Source organism: Propionivibrio dicarboxylicus (assembly GCF_900099695.1).
GTDB lineage: Bacteria > Pseudomonadota > Gammaproteobacteria > Burkholderiales > Rhodocyclaceae > Propionivibrio > Propionivibrio dicarboxylicus.
In genome coordinates, this window is record NZ_FNCY01000007.1 from 108853 (window position 1) to 128637 (window position 19785).

General features: G+C 65.2%; 11 protein-coding genes. 3 read left to right on the forward strand and 8 right to left on the reverse strand.

All coding sequences use genetic code 11. The features are described from left to right. Window positions 1–2: 2 nt before the first annotated feature. Genes BLR25_RS10120 through BLR25_RS10130 form a run of 3 tightly spaced genes read left to right on the forward strand, consistent with a single transcriptional unit; the run spans window position 3 to window position 2743 of the window. A complete protein-coding gene (locus tag BLR25_RS10120) occupies window positions 3–1253 on the forward strand; it encodes an ABC transporter permease subunit (protein WP_091937202.1) in 1251 nt (416 codons plus the stop codon). Then, window positions 1243–2043, forward strand: a complete 801-nt coding sequence (locus BLR25_RS10125; RefSeq protein WP_091937204.1) for an ABC transporter ATP-binding protein — start codon at window positions 1243–1245, stop codon at window positions 2041–2043. The genes BLR25_RS10120 and BLR25_RS10125 overlap by 11 nt, the downstream gene beginning before the upstream one ends. Next, a complete protein-coding gene (locus BLR25_RS10130; RefSeq protein ID WP_091937206.1) occupies window positions 2036–2743 on the forward strand; it encodes an ABC transporter ATP-binding protein in 708 nt (235 codons plus the stop codon). Before BLR25_RS10125 ends, BLR25_RS10130 begins: the two co-directional genes overlap by 8 nt. A gap of 107 nt (window positions 2744–2850) precedes the next feature. On the opposite strand, the gene BLR25_RS10135 is transcribed toward BLR25_RS10130, so the two are convergent. From BLR25_RS10135 to purL, 8 genes are all read right to left on the reverse strand, one after another. Continuing rightward, complete coding sequence (locus tag BLR25_RS10135; protein ID WP_091937208.1) at window positions 2851–4305, reverse strand: HDOD domain-containing protein; 1455 nt, start codon at window positions 4303–4305, stop codon at window positions 2851–2853. A 165-nt stretch (window positions 4306–4470) separates the two neighbouring features. Beyond that, on the reverse strand, window positions 4471–7995 hold the full coding sequence (locus tag BLR25_RS10140) for an EAL domain-containing protein (RefSeq protein ID WP_091937210.1): 3525 nt from the start codon (window positions 7993–7995) through the stop codon (window positions 4471–4473). 196 nt (window positions 7996–8191) lie between these two features. Further along, on the reverse strand, window positions 8192–9760 hold the full coding sequence (eno, locus tag BLR25_RS10145) for a phosphopyruvate hydratase (RefSeq protein WP_218122695.1): 1569 nt from the start codon (window positions 9758–9760) through the stop codon (window positions 8192–8194). Window positions 9761–9841: 81 nt separating this feature from the next. Next, a complete protein-coding gene (locus tag BLR25_RS10155) occupies window positions 9842–10201 on the reverse strand; it encodes a DUF190 domain-containing protein (protein WP_091937212.1) in 360 nt (119 codons plus the stop codon). Between the two features lie 19 nt (window positions 10202–10220). Next, a complete protein-coding gene (crcB, locus tag BLR25_RS10160; protein ID WP_218122696.1) occupies window positions 10221–10607 on the reverse strand; it encodes a fluoride efflux transporter CrcB in 387 nt (128 codons plus the stop codon). A gap of 138 nt (window positions 10608–10745) precedes the next feature. Further along, a complete protein-coding gene (locus BLR25_RS10165; protein ID WP_091937213.1) occupies window positions 10746–12428 on the reverse strand; it encodes a long-chain-fatty-acid--CoA ligase in 1683 nt (560 codons plus the stop codon). Between the two features lie 114 nt (window positions 12429–12542). Next, on the reverse strand, window positions 12543–15842 hold the full coding sequence (locus tag BLR25_RS10170) for a UvrD-helicase domain-containing protein (RefSeq protein WP_091937215.1): 3300 nt from the start codon (window positions 15840–15842) through the stop codon (window positions 12543–12545). 13 nt (window positions 15843–15855) lie between these two features. Then, window positions 15856–19776: a phosphoribosylformylglycinamidine synthase gene (gene purL, locus BLR25_RS10175; protein ID WP_091937217.1), complete on the reverse strand. Its 3921-nt coding sequence runs from the start codon at window positions 19774–19776 to the stop codon at window positions 15856–15858. Window positions 19777–19785: the final 9 nt, after the last annotated feature.

Consider the following 19785-nt stretch of genomic DNA (forward strand, 5'->3'; position numbering starts at 1 on the left):
CCATGACGCACTTCAAGAAATCGCTTGGCATCGGCCTCTGGTTCATGTTCCTGACGTTCCCGCTGATGGTGGTGCGCGTCAACACCATCGACAACGTCATCGAGTGGCGCTGGAGCAACGTGGTCTGGGTCGGCGCCTGCGCCGCCGCCATCGCTTGGCTCTGGCAGTTCTCCATTGAACGACGCGCGGCCCGCCATGCCGCCGCGCTCGCCGATCCGCACCCGCAAGCCAAACGGCATACGCTGGCGCAACGCCTCTCCGACGACCCGGCGCTGACCCGCCGTGCGCTCATCGTTGCCGGCCTGCTCGCCGTGGTCTTCCCGTGGGTGACCTCGACGACACAGAACTTCTACCATATCAACGTCATGGTCAGCGCGCTGATCTTCGTCGTCCTCGGTCTCGGCCTCAACATCACCGTCGGCCTCGCCGGCCTGCTCGACCTCGGTTACATCGCCTTCTTCGCCGTCGGCGCCTACACCTACGCGCTGCTCGGCCAGCACCTCGCGCTCGGCTTCTGGATCTGCCTGCCGCTCGGCGGCCTGGTGAGCATGCTCTTCGGCCTCGTCCTCGGCTTTCCGATCCTGCGGCTGCGCGGCGACTACCTCGCCATCGTCACCCTCGGTTTCGGCTCGATCACCAAGATCATCCTCGAGAACTGGGACACGGCCTTCGGCGGCGCCGCCGGCATCGCCGGCATCGCCCGCCCCGAGTTCTTCGGCATGACGCTCGAAGGACGCATGCAATCGGTCTACACCTATTACATCGTGCTGGCACTCGTGGCGGCGACGATCTTCATCGTCACCCGCCTGAAGAACTCGCGCATCGGCCGCGCCTGGATGGCGCTGCGCGAGGACGAAATCGCCTGCGAGGCAATGGGCGTGGACATGGCGCGCACCAAGCTCTCCGCCTATGCGCTCGGCGCCTTCTGGGCGGGGCTTGTCGGCGTCGTCTTCGCCGCGCACAACACCTTCATCAACCCCGACAGCTTCACCTTCATGGACTCGGCGATGGTCCTGGCCATGGTCGTGCTCGGCGGCATGGGCTCGATCCTCGGCGTCATCATCGCCGCGCTGACGCTCAAGCTGCTGCCCGAATACCTGCGCGCCTTCGCCGAGTACCGCATGCTCGTCTTCGGCGCCGTCATGGTGCTGATGATGATCTTCCGCCCGCAGGGCCTGATCAATGACATGCGCCGTAAATACGAACTCGACACCGCCGACGACGCGGACGGAGGCGACGACAATGGCAAATGAGCGCCGCAAACTGCTGGAAGTATCCGGCCTGACCATGGATTTCGGCGGGCTGCGCGCGATCGACTCGGTCGGCCTCGACATCCATGCCGGCGAAATCGTCGCGCTGATCGGCCCGAACGGCGCCGGCAAGACGACCTTCTTCAACTGTGTCACCGGCATCTACACACCGACCGCCGGCGACATCGTCATTGCGCCGCCGGACGGCAGCAGCCGCCGCATCAACGGGCTCAAGCCGAACGCCATCACCTCGCTCGGCATGGCGCGCACCTTCCAGAACATCCGGCTGTTCCCGGCCATGACGGTCCTTGAAAACGTCATGATCGGCCGCCACTGCCGCACGCGCAGCTCGATTCTCGACGTCATCGTCGGCGGCGCGCGCACCCGGCGGGAAGAGCGCGAAACCGTGGCGACGAGCTACCGCCTGCTGGAAAAGGTCGGCCTCGCCGACCTCGCCGGCGAATATGCGCGCAACCTCTCCTACGGCGCCCAGCGCCGGCTCGAGATCGCCCGCGCGCTGGCGACCGAACCCTTCCTGCTGCTGCTCGACGAGCCGGCGGCCGGCATGAACCCGCAGGAAACGCTGGAACTCGAGGCGCTGATCGCCCGTATCCGCACCGACAACGAACTGGCCATCCTGCTCATCGAACACGACATGAAGCTGGTGATGAACATTTCCGACCGCATCACCGTAATGGAATACGGCAAGAAGATCGCCGAGGGTACCCCGCGCGAAATCAAGGAAAACCCGAAGGTCATCGAGGCCTATCTTGGCGAGGAAGCCCATGCTTGAACTGCGCGATATCCAGACGTATTACGGCGCGATCCAGGCGCTCAAGAACGTCTCGCTGAAAATCGGCGAAGGCGAGATCGTCACGCTGATCGGCGCCAACGGCGCCGGCAAGAGCACGACGCTGATGTCGATCTGCGGCGTGACGCCGCCGCGGCGCGGCGATATCCTCTTCCGCGGCGAACCGATCCATCGGCGCAGCGCCGAAGACATCGTCCGGCTCGGCATCTGCCAGGTGCCGGAAGGACGTCACATCTTCCCGCAGATGAGCGTGCTCGAGAACCTCGAGATGGGCGCCTACCTGCGCCGTGATGCCGACGGCATCAAACGCGATATCGCTGAAGCCTTCGAGCGTTTCCCGATCCTCGGACGTCGGCGCAACCAGGCGGGCGGCACGCTCTCCGGCGGCGAACAGCAGATGCTGGCGATCTCGCGCGCGCTGCTCTCGCGGCCGTCGCTGCTGCTGCTCGACGAACCGTCGCTCGGCCTCGCACCGCTGATCATCAAGCAGATCTTCGAGATCATCAAGCAGATCAACGTCGAGAACGGCACCACCGTCTTCCTCGTCGAACAGAACGCCAACCAGGCGCTCAAGATCGCGCACCGCGGCTATGTCATGGAAAACGGCGCGATCACGCTCGAAGACCGCGCCGACGCGCTGCTCAGCAACGAAGACGTCAAGCGCGCCTATCTCGGCATTTAGAGCCTATTTCGGTAGGGCTCGCGGGCCGCGCCGACGGCCCACGACCCCTGCCGAAACAGGCTCTTAATTGAGGCTCCGGCCGGCGGCGTCCGCCGGCCGTTTCACACTCACACCGGCCGCGTCTGCCCGGCGGCAAGCGCCTTGACGAGAATCTCGCGCCAGCCGGCCATCGGCGCCTGCGCCCATCCGCCCGGCGCCGACGCCGGCGCCGTGCCGAAATCACCGTAGAGCATGCCAAGCAGCTTGCCACCGCTCATCAGCGGCAACATGACGAAGGCACGGGCACCGACCAGTTGCGCGTACCACTCCGGAAGCAGCTTGGCATAGGCCGGCGTCGTCACATCGGCGATGTAGGTGTCAGTCCGGCGCGCCATGATGGCGCGGAACAGGTCGGGCTTGGCGCCGAAACAGCGGAAGCGCGCGGTCACCTGGTTGGCATTGTTGCCGACACCGGCGATCGCCACGAGCCCGGAAGAACTGTCCGGCAGACACAGCAGGGTACGATCGAAATTGCAGTGATCGTGAATCAGGCGCAGGACATGCTGGATGATTTCAACCGGCGATTTCCCGTCGATGGCGTTGTCCATCTTGGTCAGGCTGTCGCCGGCCGAGAGCATTTCCATGACGCGCTCGGAGGCCTTGCGCAGAAGCTTGCGCGCCTGATCGACGTTGCACGGGAAGGACATCTCGGCCAGCACTTGGTCGGTATCCTCGAGGCAGCGGCCGACCAGTTCGCGCACCTCGCTCTCCTTGAGTTGCAGCGCCAGACGGAAATACTCGATTTCCTTCGAGAGTTCGATCTTCTCGCGGTTTTCCGGCAGCCGGAAGACGATGTCGGTGACCCGGCGGCAGAAGGCCGCACACAGTTGCTGCCACACGAGTGCCGTCGAGACGACACGCGGCGGCGCCTTGCCGAGATCGGCCGCGAGGCTGTTCTGCAGGACGTCGGGCAGACTCCATTGCCGTGCGATGGCGACGCTGATCTGTTCAAAGCTGGTGCCCAGGGTCTGCCGGATCGCTTCGTCCTCGGTGAGGTTCTGCTCGGCCTGCAAGGCTCGCGCGCGCTCGACGTCGTCATACAGGTAGTACAAGGCCATCATGCGGCCGATGTTCTGCAACAAGCCGCAGACATGGGCCTCCTGCGCACTGTAGCGCGGCGCGTTCATGCGCGTGATTTCGCCGGCCAGACAGCCGCAGAAATACGAGGTGACGATTTCGGCATGCAACTGGTTCGACTGCGGCTTGTGCGAGAGCGAACCGAGCAGGGCGAGCGAGAGCGCCACGGATTTCACCGTGTTGACACCGAGCAGCATCAGCGCCTGGTCGATCGTCGACACGTTGCGCCCGCCGCGCGCGTTGCGACTCGAATTGGAAATGCGCAGCAGCTTGGAGGTCAGCGCCGCGTCGCGCAGGATCGCTTCGGTGATCGCGCGCGTGCCGCCATCGAGATCCTCGCCCAAGCGAGTGATCGTCTGGATCGAGCCCCCCAGCCCGGCAAACCCGGGACTCTTGTCCATCAGCGCCAGTAGTCTGGCGACGGTATCTTGTTTTTCGTTTTCCATCACTGACGACGTTCTCCGTGCGTGGCGTCGCGCTATCGCGCTGCCGATTCTGTCAGCATTCCCCGACAGGCCGCCATCATACGCTGTTCATCGCGCTTATGCTGATGGTTTTGCTGCCCGGACGCCTGTTCGGACGGGGATCGCAGACACCGCCGAAACAGGCATTTAATCAATCACCTGCATCAAGGCATTAAATCCCTCGAAGAGCCGATCGGCCAGCGACTTCAGTTCGCCCAGATGTGCCTCGACGTCGCCGCCGCGGCCGTCGCGGTACGCGTCGAGCATCGCCGCGGCGCGCTCATTGGCCGCCTGATGACAGGATTCAAGCTCGGCCAGACGCCCGTCCAAAGCCGGATGCGCAGCCTGTGTCGCGCTCAGCCACTGCGATAGTCGGCATTTGCCATGATCATGGACCGGCACATCGCCCTGGCCGCCCACATGGGCTGCCAACGCCGCCACCCAGGCCCGGTGCTCGACGATGGCGAACAGCGGCGGCAGATGTTCGCGCCGCAACGCCCGGACGCCGAGCCACTGCGGATCGGGACGCCAGGTCGCGATCCAGCCGGGGATGTCGGCGGCCGGCATCGGCACGGCGATGCCGTAGCCTTGCGCCAGATCGCAGCCGAGCTGCTGCAGGAGGCGCCCGTGTGCGACCGTCTCGACGCCTTCGGCGATGACCTGTTTGCGGAACGCGCCGGCCATGCTGATCATGCCTTCGAGGATGGTCAGATCGTCGGGGTCCTCGAGCATGTCGCGGACAAAGCTCTGGTCGATCTTGAGCTGATTGACCGACAGGCGCTTGAGATAGCTCAGCGAGGAATAGCCGGTGCCGAAATCGTCGAGCGAGAAATTCACCCCGAATTCCTGGCACTCGGCGATGATCCGGCACACGCCGGCCATGTCCTCGAGCGCGCTGGTCTCGAGGATCTCGATCTCGAGTCGCTCGGGAACGACATCGGGATACTCGGCGAGAATGGCGCGCAGGCACTGCGCGAAGTCGCGCTGCTGTAACTGGCGCGCACCGACGTTCACGCTGGCCGCCAGTTCGACGCCCCCGGCCTGCCATGCCTGCAGTTGCGCGAGCGCCGAGCGGATCACCCACTCACCCAGTTCGATCGCCAGCGGCTGGTTCTCGATCACCGGCAGAAACTGGCCCGGCGGCACGAGACCGCGCGACGGATGCCGCCAGCGGATCAGCGCCTCGACACCGACGACGGCGCCGCTGCTCATGCTGACTTTCGGCTGGTAATAGAGCACGAAATCGCCGGCGGCGAGGCCCCGGCGCACTTCCTCGATGCTTTCGTGGATATCGCGGACGCTGCGGTGCAGGTCCTGGTCGAAGATGTGATAGCGGTTCTTGCCCAGCAGTTTCGACTGGTACATGGCCTGGTCGGCCTGCCGCATCAACTGATCGGCATTGACCTCCTCGGCCTGCGGGTAGAAGGTGACGCCGAGACTGGCGGTCACTTGCAGGACGATGCCATCGACAGTGTGCGCCTGGGCGGCGGCATCGAGCAGCCGGTTGAGCAAGGGCACGCAATCAGCATTGTCACCAAGGTCCGAGATGACCGCGACAAACTCGTCGCCGCCGATGCGGGCAAGCGTATCGACATCGCGCAGGGTCTGGCGCATGCGGCTCGACAAGGCGACGAGCAGGTCGTCGCCGACCTTGTGGCCGTAGGTGTCATTGACCGCCTTGAAGCCGTCCAGATCGAGACAGACGACGGCGACGCGCCGCTTGTGCCGGTTCGCCTGCGACAGCGCCTGCTGCAGGCGGTCGGCGAGCAGCGCCCGGTTCGGCAGCGTCGTCAGCAGATCGTAATGCGCCATCTGCCGCAGCTGTTCCTCGTGCTCCTTCATCGGCGTGATGTCGGTGAACATCGCAACGTAATGCAGCGTCTTGCCACTGTCATCGCGCACGGCGCTGATCGTCAGGAGTTCCGGATACAACTCGCCGTTCTTGCGCCGATTCCAGATTTCGCCGGACCAGAACCCCGCCTCGATGAGATCGCGCCACATCGCCGCATAGAATTCGGGCGGATGATGTTCGGATTTTATGATGCGCGGATTCTTCCCGAGCGCTTCCTCGCGGCGGTAACCGGTGATGCGCGTGAAGGCCTCGTTGACGTCGATGATCGTGCCGTCGGCGGCGGTGATCGTGATGCCCTCGCGGGCGTGCGAGAAGACGCTGGCGGCGAGCTGCAACTGCTGCTCGCTCTGCTTGCGCGCATCGATATCGGCGATAACGCCGACCAGCCCCTGGCGTACGTTGTTGGCATCGACCAGGCTGCGGCCGTTGAGATGCCCCCAGAATTGCGATCCGTCCTGGCGCCAGTAGAGGCGATCGGTATCGACCGCGGTGATCTCGCTGGCCAGCAGCTTGAGCATGCGCATGCGTCCGACCTCTCGCTCGCTCGGATGGATGAGATCGACATATTGGCACCCGACCAGCTCCTCGTCGGGATAGCCGAACATCTCGTGCATGCGCCGGTTGGCGAGGGTGATGCAGCCGTCGAGATCGACGAGAAAAATCCCCACGCTCGAGGTGTCGAGAATCTGGCGCAGCAGCGTCTTGCGCTGGCCGAGACTCTGCAGCAACGTGTTGAAGCCGGTCACCAGCTGGCCGATTTCGTCGTCGCGCACCACCGGCAGCGGCTGCTCCTCGCCCGCCGCCGGCGAGAAGCTCTGCAAGGCCTCGGTCGCCTCGATCAGCGGCGCCACCTGGCGTTTGAGGAAGATCCAGATGAGCGAGCCGGCCAGCAGCGTCAGGAACATCGTCGCCATGACGATCCGCCGTTCCATCTCGCGGATCGGCGAGAAGGCCTCGTCGGTCGGCAGCAGGGCGGCCACATACCAGCCGGCAGCGGGAATCCGCTTCGCCGACGCCAGCATTTCGCGACCATGCTGATTGACGGTGACGCCAAAGCCTTCGTAGCCTTCGATAAAGCGGTCGATCAGGGCGATGTGTCCCGGCGGCGGCAACGCCTCCATGACGCGGCTCTTGTCGGTCGCCGTCGCGACCAGGCGCAGGCGCGGCACGACCAGCAGATAGCCTCCGGTGCGACCGTATTGCGCCGTCGTGATCTGGTCGATGAAATTGTCTTTTTCCATGTTGACCACGCCGGCCAGCATGCCGGTAATCTTGCCGTCCGGGTCATGGATCGGCACGGCGACGACGATCACCGGCACCTTGAGCGTCCGGCCGACGATCGGGTCGCCGATCACCGGACGTCCTTCGCGCAAGGCGATGCGCGTGTATTCGCGATCGCTGTAATCGACGCCGACCCGCTCGGGTGCGCGCGGCACCGCGGCGATGGCAACGCCGTCGACACCGGTCGCGAAGGTGCCGCCGTTGAATTTGGTCTCGATATCCTTCCAGCGGTCGAGATGCGCCTGCATCGCCGCCGGCCCGTCGTGCATCGCGGCCGAGGCCTGGTGCGCCACTTCCTCCAGCGCTGTCACCCGGTCCTCGAATTCGTGATTGACCCGGTCGGCCACCAGCGTCACCGTCGAAAACTGCTGTTCGCCGAGCAGACGCACCATGTCGCCGCGCAGATAGTGGCTGGCATAGAAGGTGAGCGACCAGATCCCGGCAACGAAGATCGCCAGCGTCACGACGATCGTCTTGGTACGCAGCGAACGCCACGACCGCCTCAACACGTCAAGCACACGGGATACGCCGGAAGACATCGCCACGCCTCTCACTCATTTGCCCTCGATAGATCGCGCCTGCCGCTCGCAGGCAGTCGATCGCCATAGGCGCATTGTCGCACTCCCCCCCACCTCCCGCGCAAGCCATCGCGGCGGCAAGCAGCGAAAAAAAGGGGCATCGCCCGGCGATGCCCCTCGTGTATTCCCCGATTCGGGGGAAATGACTGCGTCTTGCTTAGAAACCAGCGCCCTTGATCGACTTCAGGCCCTTGTAGATGGCCTTGGCACCGAGTTGCTCCTCGATGCGGATCAGCTGGTTGTACTTGCAGATACGATCGGTGCGCGACAGCGAGCCGGTCTTGATCTGGCCGGCGCCGGTACCGACGGCGAGGTCGGCAATGAACGAGTCCTCGGTTTCGCCCGAACGGTGCGACGAGATCACGCCGTAACCGGCCTTCTGCGCCAGCTTGATGGCATCCAGCGTCTCGGTCACGGTGCCGATCTGGTTGACCTTGATCAGGATCGAATTGGCGGCGCCCATGTCGATACCCTTCTTCAGGCGGCCCGGGTTGGTGACGAAGAAGTCGTCGCCGACGATCTGCACCTTCTTGCCGAGCGCCTGCGTGAACTTGACGTAGCCTTCCCAGTCGTTCTGGTCGAGGCCGTCCTCGATCGAGACGATCGGGTACTTCTGGCACCACTCTTCGTACTTGGCGATCATTTCGTCGGCCGTGAACAGCTTCTCGGGGTTCGACTTCCAGAACTTGTAGCCCTGGCGGCCGCCCTCGTCGAACAGCTCCGACGACGCGCAGTCGAGCGCGATGGCGATCTGCTTGCCCGCCTTGTAGCCGGCGGCGTCGATCGCCTTCATGATGACTTCGAGCGCCTCGTCGTTCGAGAGGTTCGGCGCGAAGCCGCCTTCGTCACCGACGGCGGTCACGTGGCCGCCCTTCTTGAGGATGCTCTTGAGCGCGTGGAAGATTTCGGTGATCCACTGCAGACCCTGCGAGAAGGTCTTGGCGCCCACCGGCATGATCATGAATTCCTGGAAGTCGATCAGGTTGTCGGCATGCTTGCCACCGTTGATGATGTTGGCCATCGGCGTCGGCAGCACGAATTCCTTGTTCTTGTGCAGCTTGGCGATGTACTTCCACAGCGGCATGCCACTGACATTGGCGGCAGCGACGGTGATCGCCATCGACGCGCCGAGCAGCGCGTTGGCGCCGAGCTTCGCCTTGTTCGAGGTGCCGTCGAGCGCGATCATCGCGTCGTCGAGTTCACGCTGGTTGAGCGGATTCTTGCCCTTGAGCAGCTTGGCGATCGGGCCATTGACGGCCTCGACGGCCTTGAGCACGCCCTTGCCGAGGTAGACTTTCTTGTTGCCGTCGCGCAGTTCGCAAGCTTCGAATTCGCCGGTCGAGGCACCCGACGGCACCGCGGCACGCGCGAGGAAACCGTTGCTCAGCACGATATCGACTTCGACGGTCGGATTGCCGCGCGAGTCGAGGATCTGACGACCGACCACCTTGCTGATCTTGACGAACGCCGGCACGACTTTCTTGGCGGCAACAACCTTCTTGGCAACGGCCTTCTTGGCGACAACTTTCTTGGCGGCAACAACCTTCTTCGCAACGGCGGCCTTCTTCGGCGCGGCCACCTTCTTCACGGCAGCGGTCTTCTTCGCCGGCGCGGCCTTCTTGGCGGCGGCGACGGTCTTCACGGCTGCGGCCTTCTTGGCAGCAGCGGCGGGTTTTTTGGCAGGAGCGACTTTCTTAGCGGGTGCTGCTTTAACGACCTTGGCCATTTTTCATCCCATGAACAGTAGTTGAACAAAAGTTTCTGCTGACTTACAAAAGTACAAGTATATAACAAAACACTTTGAAATCTAATGCTTGCCCGATTCCTTCGACGTGCCATCGTCCTTTTCATCGGCATTTATGACACCGAACTCGACCGGGACGCGCACATAGAAAACGCGGATGCCGGCGTCACGCACCAGCGCCATCATCGCTTCGGCCTCCTTCGCATCGACGATGAACTCGACCTCGATCGCCGTCGACCCGGCCAACTCGAAGAACTGGCTTTCGTGCAGCACATGATGCCGGCCGAAGCCGCCAATGGCGCGAAACGCGGAACCGCCGCCGATACCGATGGCATTGGCCTGCTCGAGCAGCCATTCCCAGAGAAGCACGCCGTGATGACGCCGTTTTTCATCGAGATAAAGCCTGAGATATTCACCTGTCATCACACGCTCCCGTTCCGGATCATAGGTTCTTGAATAGCGACACCGTGCCGATGCCGGCGAAGGTCATGGCGATCGAGCCGACGACGTGCACGGCGATGGCGCCGAAGGCCCAGACCATCCGACCTTGCTGCAGCAACAGGGTCACCTCGGCCGAGAAGGTCGAGAAGGTCGTCAATCCGCCGCAAAAACCGGTAATCAGCAGCAGGCGCCATTCCGGCGAAATCGCGGCAAAGGTCGCGAAGAAGGCGATGGCGACGCCGATGACATAGGCACCGATCAGGTTGGCCGCCAGCGTCCCTGGCGGCACCGACGGGAACATGCTGTTGAGCTTGTTGCCCAGGTACCAGCGCAGGAGCGCGCCGAGCGCCGATCCGACGGCAATCGCCGCCACCGATTTCCACATCATCTGACCTCATCCATCATGTCGACGCTTTCCCACAGAATCTGTGCATAAGTCTGTGGGCGGCATGTGCCCGGTCGAAAAATCCGGAATGCCGCCAGACACTTGGCATCGTTGCCGAAAAAAGAGGCAGGCCACCCCATTTCACAGCGCTTCTTTCGTCGCGGCGGCGCCATCGCGCAATTCGCGGCGCAGGATCTTGCCCACGTTCGTCTTCGGCAACTCGGTGCGAAACTCGATCTGGCTCGGCACCTTGTAACCGGTGAGGAATTCGCGGCAATGACGCAGCAATTCCTTCGGCGTCAGGCTTGCGTCGCGCCGCACGACGAAAATCTTCACCGTCTCGCCGGTACGTTCGTCAGGCACGCCGATCGCCGCCGCCTCGACGACGCCGTCGTGCATGGCGAGGACATCCTCGATCTCGTTGGGATAGACGTTGAATCCCGACACCAGGATCATGTCCTTCTTGCGATCGACGATGCGGATGAAGCCGCGCTCGTCCATGACGGCGATATCGCCGGTGCGCAGGAAGCCGTCCGGCGTCATGACATTGGCCGTTTCCTCGGGCTGGCGGTAATAGCCCTTCATCACCTGCGGCCCGCGCAGGCACAATTCGCCTCGCTCGCCGAGCGCCACGTCATTGCCGCTGTCATCGCGGATGGCGACTTCGGTCGACGGTACCGGCAAGCCGATCGCCCCGGTGTACTCGGTGCCATGAAAGGGGTTGATCGCCGCCACCGGCGACGCCTCGGTCAGGCCGTAGCCCTCCATCAGCGTCAGGCCGGTCAGCTTCTTCCAGCGTTCGGCGACGCCGCGCTGCACCGCCGCGCCGCCGCCGAGCGTCACCTTGACGCGCGAGAAATCGAGTTCGGCGAACTTCGGGTGATTGAGCAGCGCATTGAACAGCGTGTTGACGCCGGTCATGATGGTGAAGGGCGTTCTCGCCAGCTCCTTGATGAAACCGGGAATGTCGCGCGGATTGGTGATCAGCAGGTTGGTGCCGCCCAGGCGGATGAAGAGGAAGCAGTTCGCCGTCATGGCGAAGATGTGATACAGCGGCAGCGCCGTCACCACCAGTTCCTCGCCGTCGGTCACATGCTGTCTCACCCAGGCATGCACTTGAATGACATTGGCAAGCATGTTGCCGTGCGTGAGCATCGCGCCTTTGGAAACGCCGGTGGTGCCGCCGGTATATTGCAGAAAGGCGATGTCGTCGCGCCCGACCTCGACCGGCGCGAAGGACGCGGCACGACCGCGCGCCATCGCCTGGCGGAAAGGCTCGACGTTCCTAAGCCGCCAGCTCGGCACGACGCGCTTGACATACTTGACGACGAAATTGACGACTGGCCCCTTGGCGCCAAGCATGTCGCCTAGCCGCGCCATGACGATATGCTCGACCGGGTAACGGCGCACGACCTTCATCAGGGTGCGCGCGAAATTCTCGAGAATGACGATCGTCGTGGCACCGCAGTCGCGCAGCTGGTATTCGAGTTCGCGCGCCTTGTAAAGCGGATTGCAGTTGACCACGACGCAGCCGGCGCGCAAGGCACCGAGCATGCAAACAGGATACTGGAGGACGTTCGGCAGCATGATCGCGACGCGCTCGCCGCGCTCCAGCTTGAGCACCGACTGAAGATACGCGGCGAAATCGCGCGAGAGGCGGTCAAGCTCGCCGTAGCTGATGCGCGCCCCCATGCAGATGAAGGCGGTGCGGTCGCGATAGCGCGCGACGCTTTGCTCGAAGAGATCGATCAGCGACGCATACGCGGCCGGATCGATTTCCGCCGGAACCCCCGGTTCATAGCTCTGCAGCCAAATCTTATCCACCTGCCCCCCAGAGGACTCGTTATCCAATTGTCGTCGCGGTTTTCACCAAAGCTGAAATGGTAGTCGATTCGACCGATGAATCAAAGCCGGCGCTTGCGCTTTTCCGGCTGACGGCTAGTCGTTGGCCACGTCGAGAAAGTCCGCATCGCCGAAGATCAGCAGGCCGCGTACTGGTCGACCGGGAAAGGCGGCGGCGACGATGCGGCAATAGCCGCGCACCTGTTCCTCGTAGACCGCCAGTCGCCCGGTCGCACGCCCCGAACTCTTGTAGTCGAGCACCCACAACACGCCGTCCACCTCGACCAACCGGTCGATGCGTTGCAACTGGCCATCGCCGCCGGTCACGTCGACTTCGTTCCAGGCGCTGACAAAACAGGCCGGATCGAAAAAACGGCGCAAGGCCGGCTCGGCAAGAATGCGCTGCGCGACCGCATCGACACGCCGGAAATCGCTCTCGACGAAACCCAGCGCCCGCCACCAGCCGGGCGTCTCGATGCCGGCCGTACGCCGTTCGAGTAGCGCGTGCAGCAGCACGCCGAAGCGCTCGGCCGCATCCATCGCCTCGCGCCGTTCGCCGATAGCGGGCAAGGCCGGCACCGGCACGTCGGCAGGCGGCGCCGGCGGCGTCACGACAGCAGCTCCGCGCGGCAGCGAATCGCCATGAACGAGCGCGCCGCCCAGCCGTCCGATCGCCGCCTCGATCAACCGATATGGCGTGGTGTCGCCAGCCCGCGCATTGTCGATGCCGCTGGCAATGAAGACCTGGCGCGCCCGCGTGATCGCGACGTAGAGCAGGTTCAGTTCCTCGCGCGCCGCAGCCCCCGCCTCGGCGTCGAAGATCGGCTGGCGCGCGACGCCGCGATCCTCCTTGCGTCCGAAGAAGGAAAAATGACGCGGCGCCATCTCTTCCGGTGCCCAATCGACAATCACATCCCAGGGATCGGGCGGCCGCGGCGCGGCATGCGCTCCCAGCAACCAGACGATCGGCGCCTCCAGCCCCTTGGCGCCGTGGATCGTCAGGATGCGCACACGGCCCGTCGCGGCGCCGTCGGCGGCAATGACGCCTTCATCAGGCGCGTCGCCGCTGTCGGCATCGCGCCATTCGCGCAGCGCGTCGATGAAACGCGGCAGGCTCGGGTAGCGACCGCCATCGAGATCGAGCGCGAGCAGCAACAGTTCGCGCAGGTTGGCTTCGACCCCCGCCGCCATCGCCGCCGGCACGGCCTGCCGGTAGCGGGCGATGACCTCGCCCTGATGAAAAATGCGATCGAGCAAGTCATGCACCGGCAACACCCCGGCCGCCGCCTGCCAGGCCAGCAGAAACCGCGAGGCGCGCGCCAGTTGCGGCGGCACTGTATCGCCGACCTCGGCATGCAGACGCACCCACCAACCCGTCTCCGTACGCGCCGCCAGTCGCATGAGCATGTCATCGTCGCAGGCGAACAGCGGCGAGCGCAGCACCTGCGCCAGGTGCAGGTCGTCGGACGGCGTCACCAGCACGGCCAGCAAGGCCATGATGTCGGCGACTTCAAGCGCTTCGAGCAGCCCGCCGCGCGAGGCCGCGTCAAACGGAATTCCGGCGGCGCTGAGCGCACGTTCGTACAACGCCAGGCCGGTGCGGGTGCGCACCAGGATCAGGATATCGTCATAGCGCGCCGGACGCGTTGCGGCAGGCGCGCCGGGTGCGCCGGCAACCTGAATCTGCCAGGCCTCGCCGTCGCGGCCGACGATTTCCAGGATGCGCGCGGCCAGCGCATCGGCTTCCAGCGCGCGACGCCGATCCTCGGCGATCACGGCCGGTTCGGTCAGCGGATCGCGCAGTCGAATGTCCTGCTCGCCGTCCTCGGCATCGCTTGTTTCCGTCTCGTCATGACCGAACAGCGGCAGCAACTCGACCTGCCCCGGCACCGGGCCGGCCAGCGAGGCCTGACGCCGGAAGGGCTGGAAGACGGGGTCGTCGAGAAAGAGCGCGTTGACGACGTCGATCACCGCCGGCGCGTTGCGTCGCGTCACATCCTGTTCGCAGCGAACGGCGCCGAACTCGCGCACGAGAAACTCGCTGGCAACGGCGAACAGGCGCGGTTCGGCGCGCCGGAAACGATAGATCGACTGCTTCGGATCGCCGACCAGGAAGAGGCCGGGACGCGCGCCGTCGCTGTAGGCGTCGAGCCAGGCCCGCAGGATCTGCCACTGCAGCGGATTGGTGTCCTGGAACTCGTCGAGCAGGACATGGCGATAACGCGCATCGAGCCGCGCCTGCAGGAACGCCGCTGTCATATCGTCGCGCAGGAGTTGCAGCACGGCCCATTCGGCATCGACGAAATCGATCTGCCGGCGCGCCTGCTTGAAGGCATCGACATGCGCCAGGAATGCGGCGAAGACGGCGCAGGCGTCGCGGTTGAAGGCGAGGATGCGCTCGGCCGTGCGGCGCTCGGCGCAGTCGATCAGCCACGCACCGAGACGCGCATGCAGCGTGACGAGCCGCTCGGCGCCGGCCGGCGTGAAGCGCTTCTCGGCCGCCTTGTTGAGTTCGCGCTTGCGCAGCGTACCGGCACTCGTCAGCACGGCGGAACAGAGCAGGTCGAAACGCTCTGCCGCATCGCCGCTGTCGAGCGCCGCGCGCAGGGCCGCCGCGCAACGCGCGTCGGTCGCCGTTTCGCTCATTTCGAGCAAGCCGAGACAGGCCTGCACCTCGCCCTGCCAATCGCCGGCGAAACAGGCTGCCAGCGCTTCGCCAGGGTCACCGGCACCAAGCAGCGCCTGCAACGCGTCCACCACCCGGCCTTCGATCCGGGCGGGATCGTCGGCGAGCACGCGCCATTCGCTGCGACGGTTGAAGGCGCGGCGCAACAGTCGGCGCGTCGCGTCGAGGCCGGCGGTATCGAGCAAGGCAATGAAACGCTGCGTGAGTTCGCCCTGCACGTCCTTCTGCAATGAGGCGGCAAAAGACTGCCAGAGTTCGTCGAAAAAACGCGAATCGGCGTCGACGAGCGTCGCGCCCGACAGATTGGCCGACAGCGGCGCCGCGTCGACGAGTTGCAGGAACCAGCCGTGGAAAGTGCTGACCGCCAGGCGCGGCTGCGCCGTCAGGACAAGCTCATAGAGGCCGCGCGCCGTGCGGCGCGTCGCGGTATCGGGATCGACACCGCGCTCGGCAAGAAAGGCATCGACGAAGGCGCTTTCGCCGGTCGCCAGCTGCCGCAACCAGCCGACGACGCGCTCCTCGATTTCGCGCGCCGCCTTGCGCGTGAAGGTGATCGCCAGGATATCGCCGGGGGCGACGCCGGCGAGCAGCAGGCGGACGATGCGCGAGGCCAGCAGCCAGGTCTTGCCGCTGCCGGCGCAGGCCTCGACGACGACGCTGTGCGTCGGATCGAGGGCGCGCCGCACGAGCGGATCGACGGCCCCGGCCATGGCGCGCAGCGGGTCAGCCGACCCAGCGACGCGCGTTACGGAACATGCGCATCCACGGCGAATCCTCGCCGAGGCTTTCCGGATGCCAGGACATCTGGACGGTACGGAAGACGCGCTCCGGGTGCGGCATCATGATCGTGAAGCGGCCGTCGGCCGTCGTCACGCCGGTGATACCGGCCGGCGAACCGTTCGGGTTGTAGGGATAGACCTCGGTCACCCGACCGGCATTATCGAGATAGCGCATCGCCACCAGCGCGCCGGCCTGCTGCGCCACCGAATCGAACTCGGCGCGACCTTCGCCGTGCGAAACGACGATCGGCATGCGGCTGCCGGCCATGCCGGCGAAGAACAGCGAGGGCGAATCGGGAATCTCGACCATGGTGAAGCGCGCCTCGAACTGCTCGACGCGGTTACGCTCGAAGCGCGGCCAGGCGTCGGCGCCGGGGATCAGGTCCTTCAATGCGCTCATCATCTGGCAGCCGTTGCAGACGCCGAGGGCGAAGGTATCGCCGCGGCCGAAAAAGGACGAGAACTCGTCGCGCGCACGCGGGTTGAAGAGGATCGTCCGCGCCCAGCCCTTGCCGGCGCCGAGCACGTCACCGTAGGAGAAGCCGCCGCAGGCGACCGCGCCCTTGAAGCCGGCCAACGAAACGCGGCCCGAGAGAATGTCGCTCATGTGCACATCGACAGCGTCGAAGCCGGCGCGGTCGAAGGCCGCTGCCATTTCGATCTGGCTGTTGACGCCCTGCTCGCGCAGGATCGCCATGCGCGGCCGGGCACCGGTCGCGATGAACGGCGCGGCGACATCCTCGGCCGGCGCATACGACAGGTTCACCGTCAGTCCCATGTCGTCGGCATCGAGCAGGCGATCGTATTCCTGCTGCGCGCACTCGGGATTGTCACGCAGGGACTGCATGCGGAAACTCGTTTCCGACCAGGCGCGATGCAGGTCGACGCGTTGCTCGGCGAACAGCGCCGCACCGCGGCAGTTGATGCGCACCATGCCGCTGCGATCGGGCGCGCCGAGCAGCGTCGCGGCGATGCCGGCGGTCTGGAAGGCGGCCTGGACGATGTTGCGCTGGGCGCGGCGGATCTGCACGACGGCGCCGAGTTCTTCAGCGAAGAGCGCGCGCACCGGGCTGTCGGGCGAACCGTCGCAGAGATCGCCGATATCGACGGCGATACCGCAACGCGACGCGAACGCCATCTCGGCAAGCGTGACGAAAAGGCCGCCGTCGGAACGGTCGTGATACGCGAGCAGCATGTCGTCGGCGGCGAGCCGTTGGACGATGCTGAAGAAGGCCGCGAGCTTTTTCGGCGCATCGACGTCGGGCACCTCCGAGCCGGTGGCGTTGAAGACCTGTGCCAGCGCCGAACCGCCGAGACGATTCCGGCCGTCGCCGAGGTCGATCACCAACAGATCGGTGGTTTCGCCCTCGACCTTGAGCTGCGGCGTCAGCGTGCGCCGCGCGTCCTGCACCGGCGCGAAGGCACTGACGATCAGCGACAGCGGCGCCACCACTTCCTTGGCTTCGCCGTCGTCTTCCCATGCTGTCCGCATCGACAGCGAATCCTTGCCGACCGGGATCGAAACGCCGATCGTCTGGCAGAGATCGGACACCGCGCGCACCGTATCGAACAGGCGCGCATCCTCGCCGGGTACGCCGGCCGGTGCCATCCAGTTGGCCGAGAGTTTGACATCGCCGAGCTTGGCGATACGCGCCGCGGCGACGTTGGTCAGCGCCTCACCGACCGCCATGCGGCCCGAAGCGGGCGCGTCGAGCACGGCCACCGGCGTGCGCTCGCCCATGGCGAAGGCTTCACCGCGCAGCGTGCGATATCCCATCGTCGTCACCGCGACGTCGGCCACCGGCACCTGCCACGGTCCGACCATCTGGTCGCGCGCCGTCATGCCGCCGACCGAGCGGTCGCCGATCGAGATCAGGAAGGTCTTGTCGGCCACGGTCGGCAGACGCAGCACGCGATAGGCCGCATCCTTGAGGTCGACGCCGGTCGCATCGAAGGGCACGGCGACACTCGGCAGGCGGCCGACGTCGCGCGTCATGCGCGGCGGCTTGCCGAGCAGCGCGTCCATGTCCATGTCCACCGGCTTGTCGCCGAAATGACGATCGGCAACGATCAGGCGGTTGTCATCGGTAGCGGTACCGACGACGGCGAAGGGACAGCGCTCGCGCACGCACAGCGCTTCGAATTCCGGCAGGCGCGACGGCGGGATCGCCAGCACGTAGCGTTCCTGCGACTCGTTGCTCCAGATTTCGGCCGGCGACATGCCCGGCTCTTCGATATGCACGTCGCGCAGTTCGAAATGCGCGCCGCAACCGCCGCCATGGGCGAGTTCCGGGAAAGCATTCGAGAGGCCGCCGGCGCCGACGTCATGGATCGACACGATCGGGTTGCCGTCGCCGGGTTGCGCAGCGTCGCCCTGCGGCGCGCCCATCTGCCAGCAGCGGTCGATGACTTCCTGGGCACGGCGCTGCATTTCCGGATTGCCGCGCTGTACCGAGGCGAAATCGAGGTCTTCGGCGTTGGTGCCGGTGCTCATCGAACTGGCCGCACCGCCGCCGAGGCCGATCAGCATGCCGGGACCGCCGAGCTGGATCAGTAGCGTGCCGGGCGCGAAGGTCGGTACCTTGAAGGCCTGGCTGTCGGCGATATTGCCGACGCCGCCGGCGACCATGATCGGTTTGTGATAGCCGCGCACGACGCCGTCATTGCCGGTGCCGACACGCTGCTCGTAGGTACGGAAGTAGCCGGTGAGGTTCGGACGGCCGAATTCGTTGTTGAAGGCGGCGGCGCCGATCGGGCCGTCGAGCATGATCGACAGCGCCGAAGCGATGCGCGACGGACGGCCATAGCCGGCGCTCTCGCTTTCCCAGGGCTGCATCGCCTCGGGCAGGTAGAGGTTTGAAACCGAGAAGCCGCAGAGGCCGGCCTTCGGCTTGGAGCCACGCCCGGTCGAGCCCTCGTCGCGGATTTCGCCGCCGGAACCGGTGGCGGCGCCGGGGAAAGGCGAGATCGCCGTCGGGTGATTGTGCGTCTCGACCTTGGTGAGAATGTGGGTCAGGTCTTCCTTCCAGCGATAGACGCCGGCGGTATCGGGCTGGAGCTTATCGACCGAGGCTCCCTCGAAGACCGAGGAGTTGTCCGAATAAACGACGACGTTGCCTTCGGGGTGCGCGGCATGCGTCTCGCGGATCATGCCGAACAAGGTTTCCTTCTTCGCCTCGCCGTCGATGATCCACGAAGCGTTGAAGATCTTGTGCCGGCAGTGCTCGGAGTTGGCCTGCGCGAACATCATCAACTCGACGTCGGTCGGGTTGCGGCCGGTGCGCGTCACGAAAAGGTCGACGAGATAATCGATTTCGTCCTCGGAGAGCGCCAGGCCCAGGCGGGTATTGGCCTCGACCAGGGCGGCGCGACCGCCGGAGAGAAGATCGACGCTCGTCATCGGCTTCGGCGCGAAGTGGCGGAAGAGTTCCGCGGTCGCGTCGAAATCGCCGAGCACCGTCTCGATCATGCGGTCATGCAGCAGCGCCGAGACGTCGGCACGACGCTCCGCTGGCACGCCGTCGAGGCGGAAGGCGATGCCGCGCTCGATGCGCTCGATCGCCGCCAGACCGCAGTTCCAGGCGATGTCGGTGGCTTTCGACGACCACGGCGAAATCGTCCCGACGCGCGGCGTCACCAGGAAGAGCGCCCCTGCCGGCGCCGCCTCGGGCGCACGTTCCTCGAGCAGCGCCGCCAATTGCTGGCGCGCCTCGGGGGTCAAGGCTTGCTTGAGCTTGGCGAAATGCCAGAACTCGGCGCTGCGACACACGGCGCCCGGCACGACGGCCGCGATACGTTGCTGCAAGCCCTGCAGCCGGAAGTTCGAAAAAGCGGGCGCCCCGCGCAAGAAAAGGATGTCGGCCATGGTTTACCA

Bases quoted from the DNA above. Each gene is read 5' to 3' on its own strand.
- BLR25_RS10135 (WP_091937208.1), bottom strand. From the start codon at position 4,305: ATGGAAAACGAAAAACAAGATACCGTCGCCAGACTACTGGCGCTGATG.
- eno (WP_218122695.1), bottom strand. From the start codon at position 9,760: ATGGCCAAGGTCGTTAAAGCAGCACCCGCTAAGAAAGTCGCTCCTGCC.
- BLR25_RS10170 (WP_091937215.1), bottom strand. From the start codon at position 15,842: ATGGCCGGGGCCGTCGATCCGCTCGTGCGGCGCGCCCTCGATCCGACG.
- BLR25_RS10130 (WP_091937206.1), top strand. From the start codon at position 2,036: ATGCTTGAACTGCGCGATATCCAGACGTATTACGGCGCGATCCAGGCG.
- purL (WP_091937217.1), bottom strand. From the start codon at position 19,776: ATGGCCGACATCCTTTTCTTGCGCGGGGCGCCCGCTTTTTCGAACTTC.
- BLR25_RS10125 (WP_091937204.1), top strand. From the start codon at position 1,243: ATGGCAAATGAGCGCCGCAAACTGCTGGAAGTATCCGGCCTGACCATG.
- BLR25_RS10120 (WP_091937202.1), top strand. From the start codon at position 3: ATGACGCACTTCAAGAAATCGCTTGGCATCGGCCTCTGGTTCATGTTC.
- BLR25_RS10155 (WP_091937212.1), bottom strand. From the start codon at position 10,201: ATGACAGGTGAATATCTCAGGCTTTATCTCGATGAAAAACGGCGTCAT.
- BLR25_RS10140 (WP_091937210.1), bottom strand. From the start codon at position 7,995: ATGTCTTCCGGCGTATCCCGTGTGCTTGACGTGTTGAGGCGGTCGTGG.
- crcB (WP_218122696.1), bottom strand. From the start codon at position 10,607: ATGATGTGGAAATCGGTGGCGGCGATTGCCGTCGGATCGGCGCTCGGC.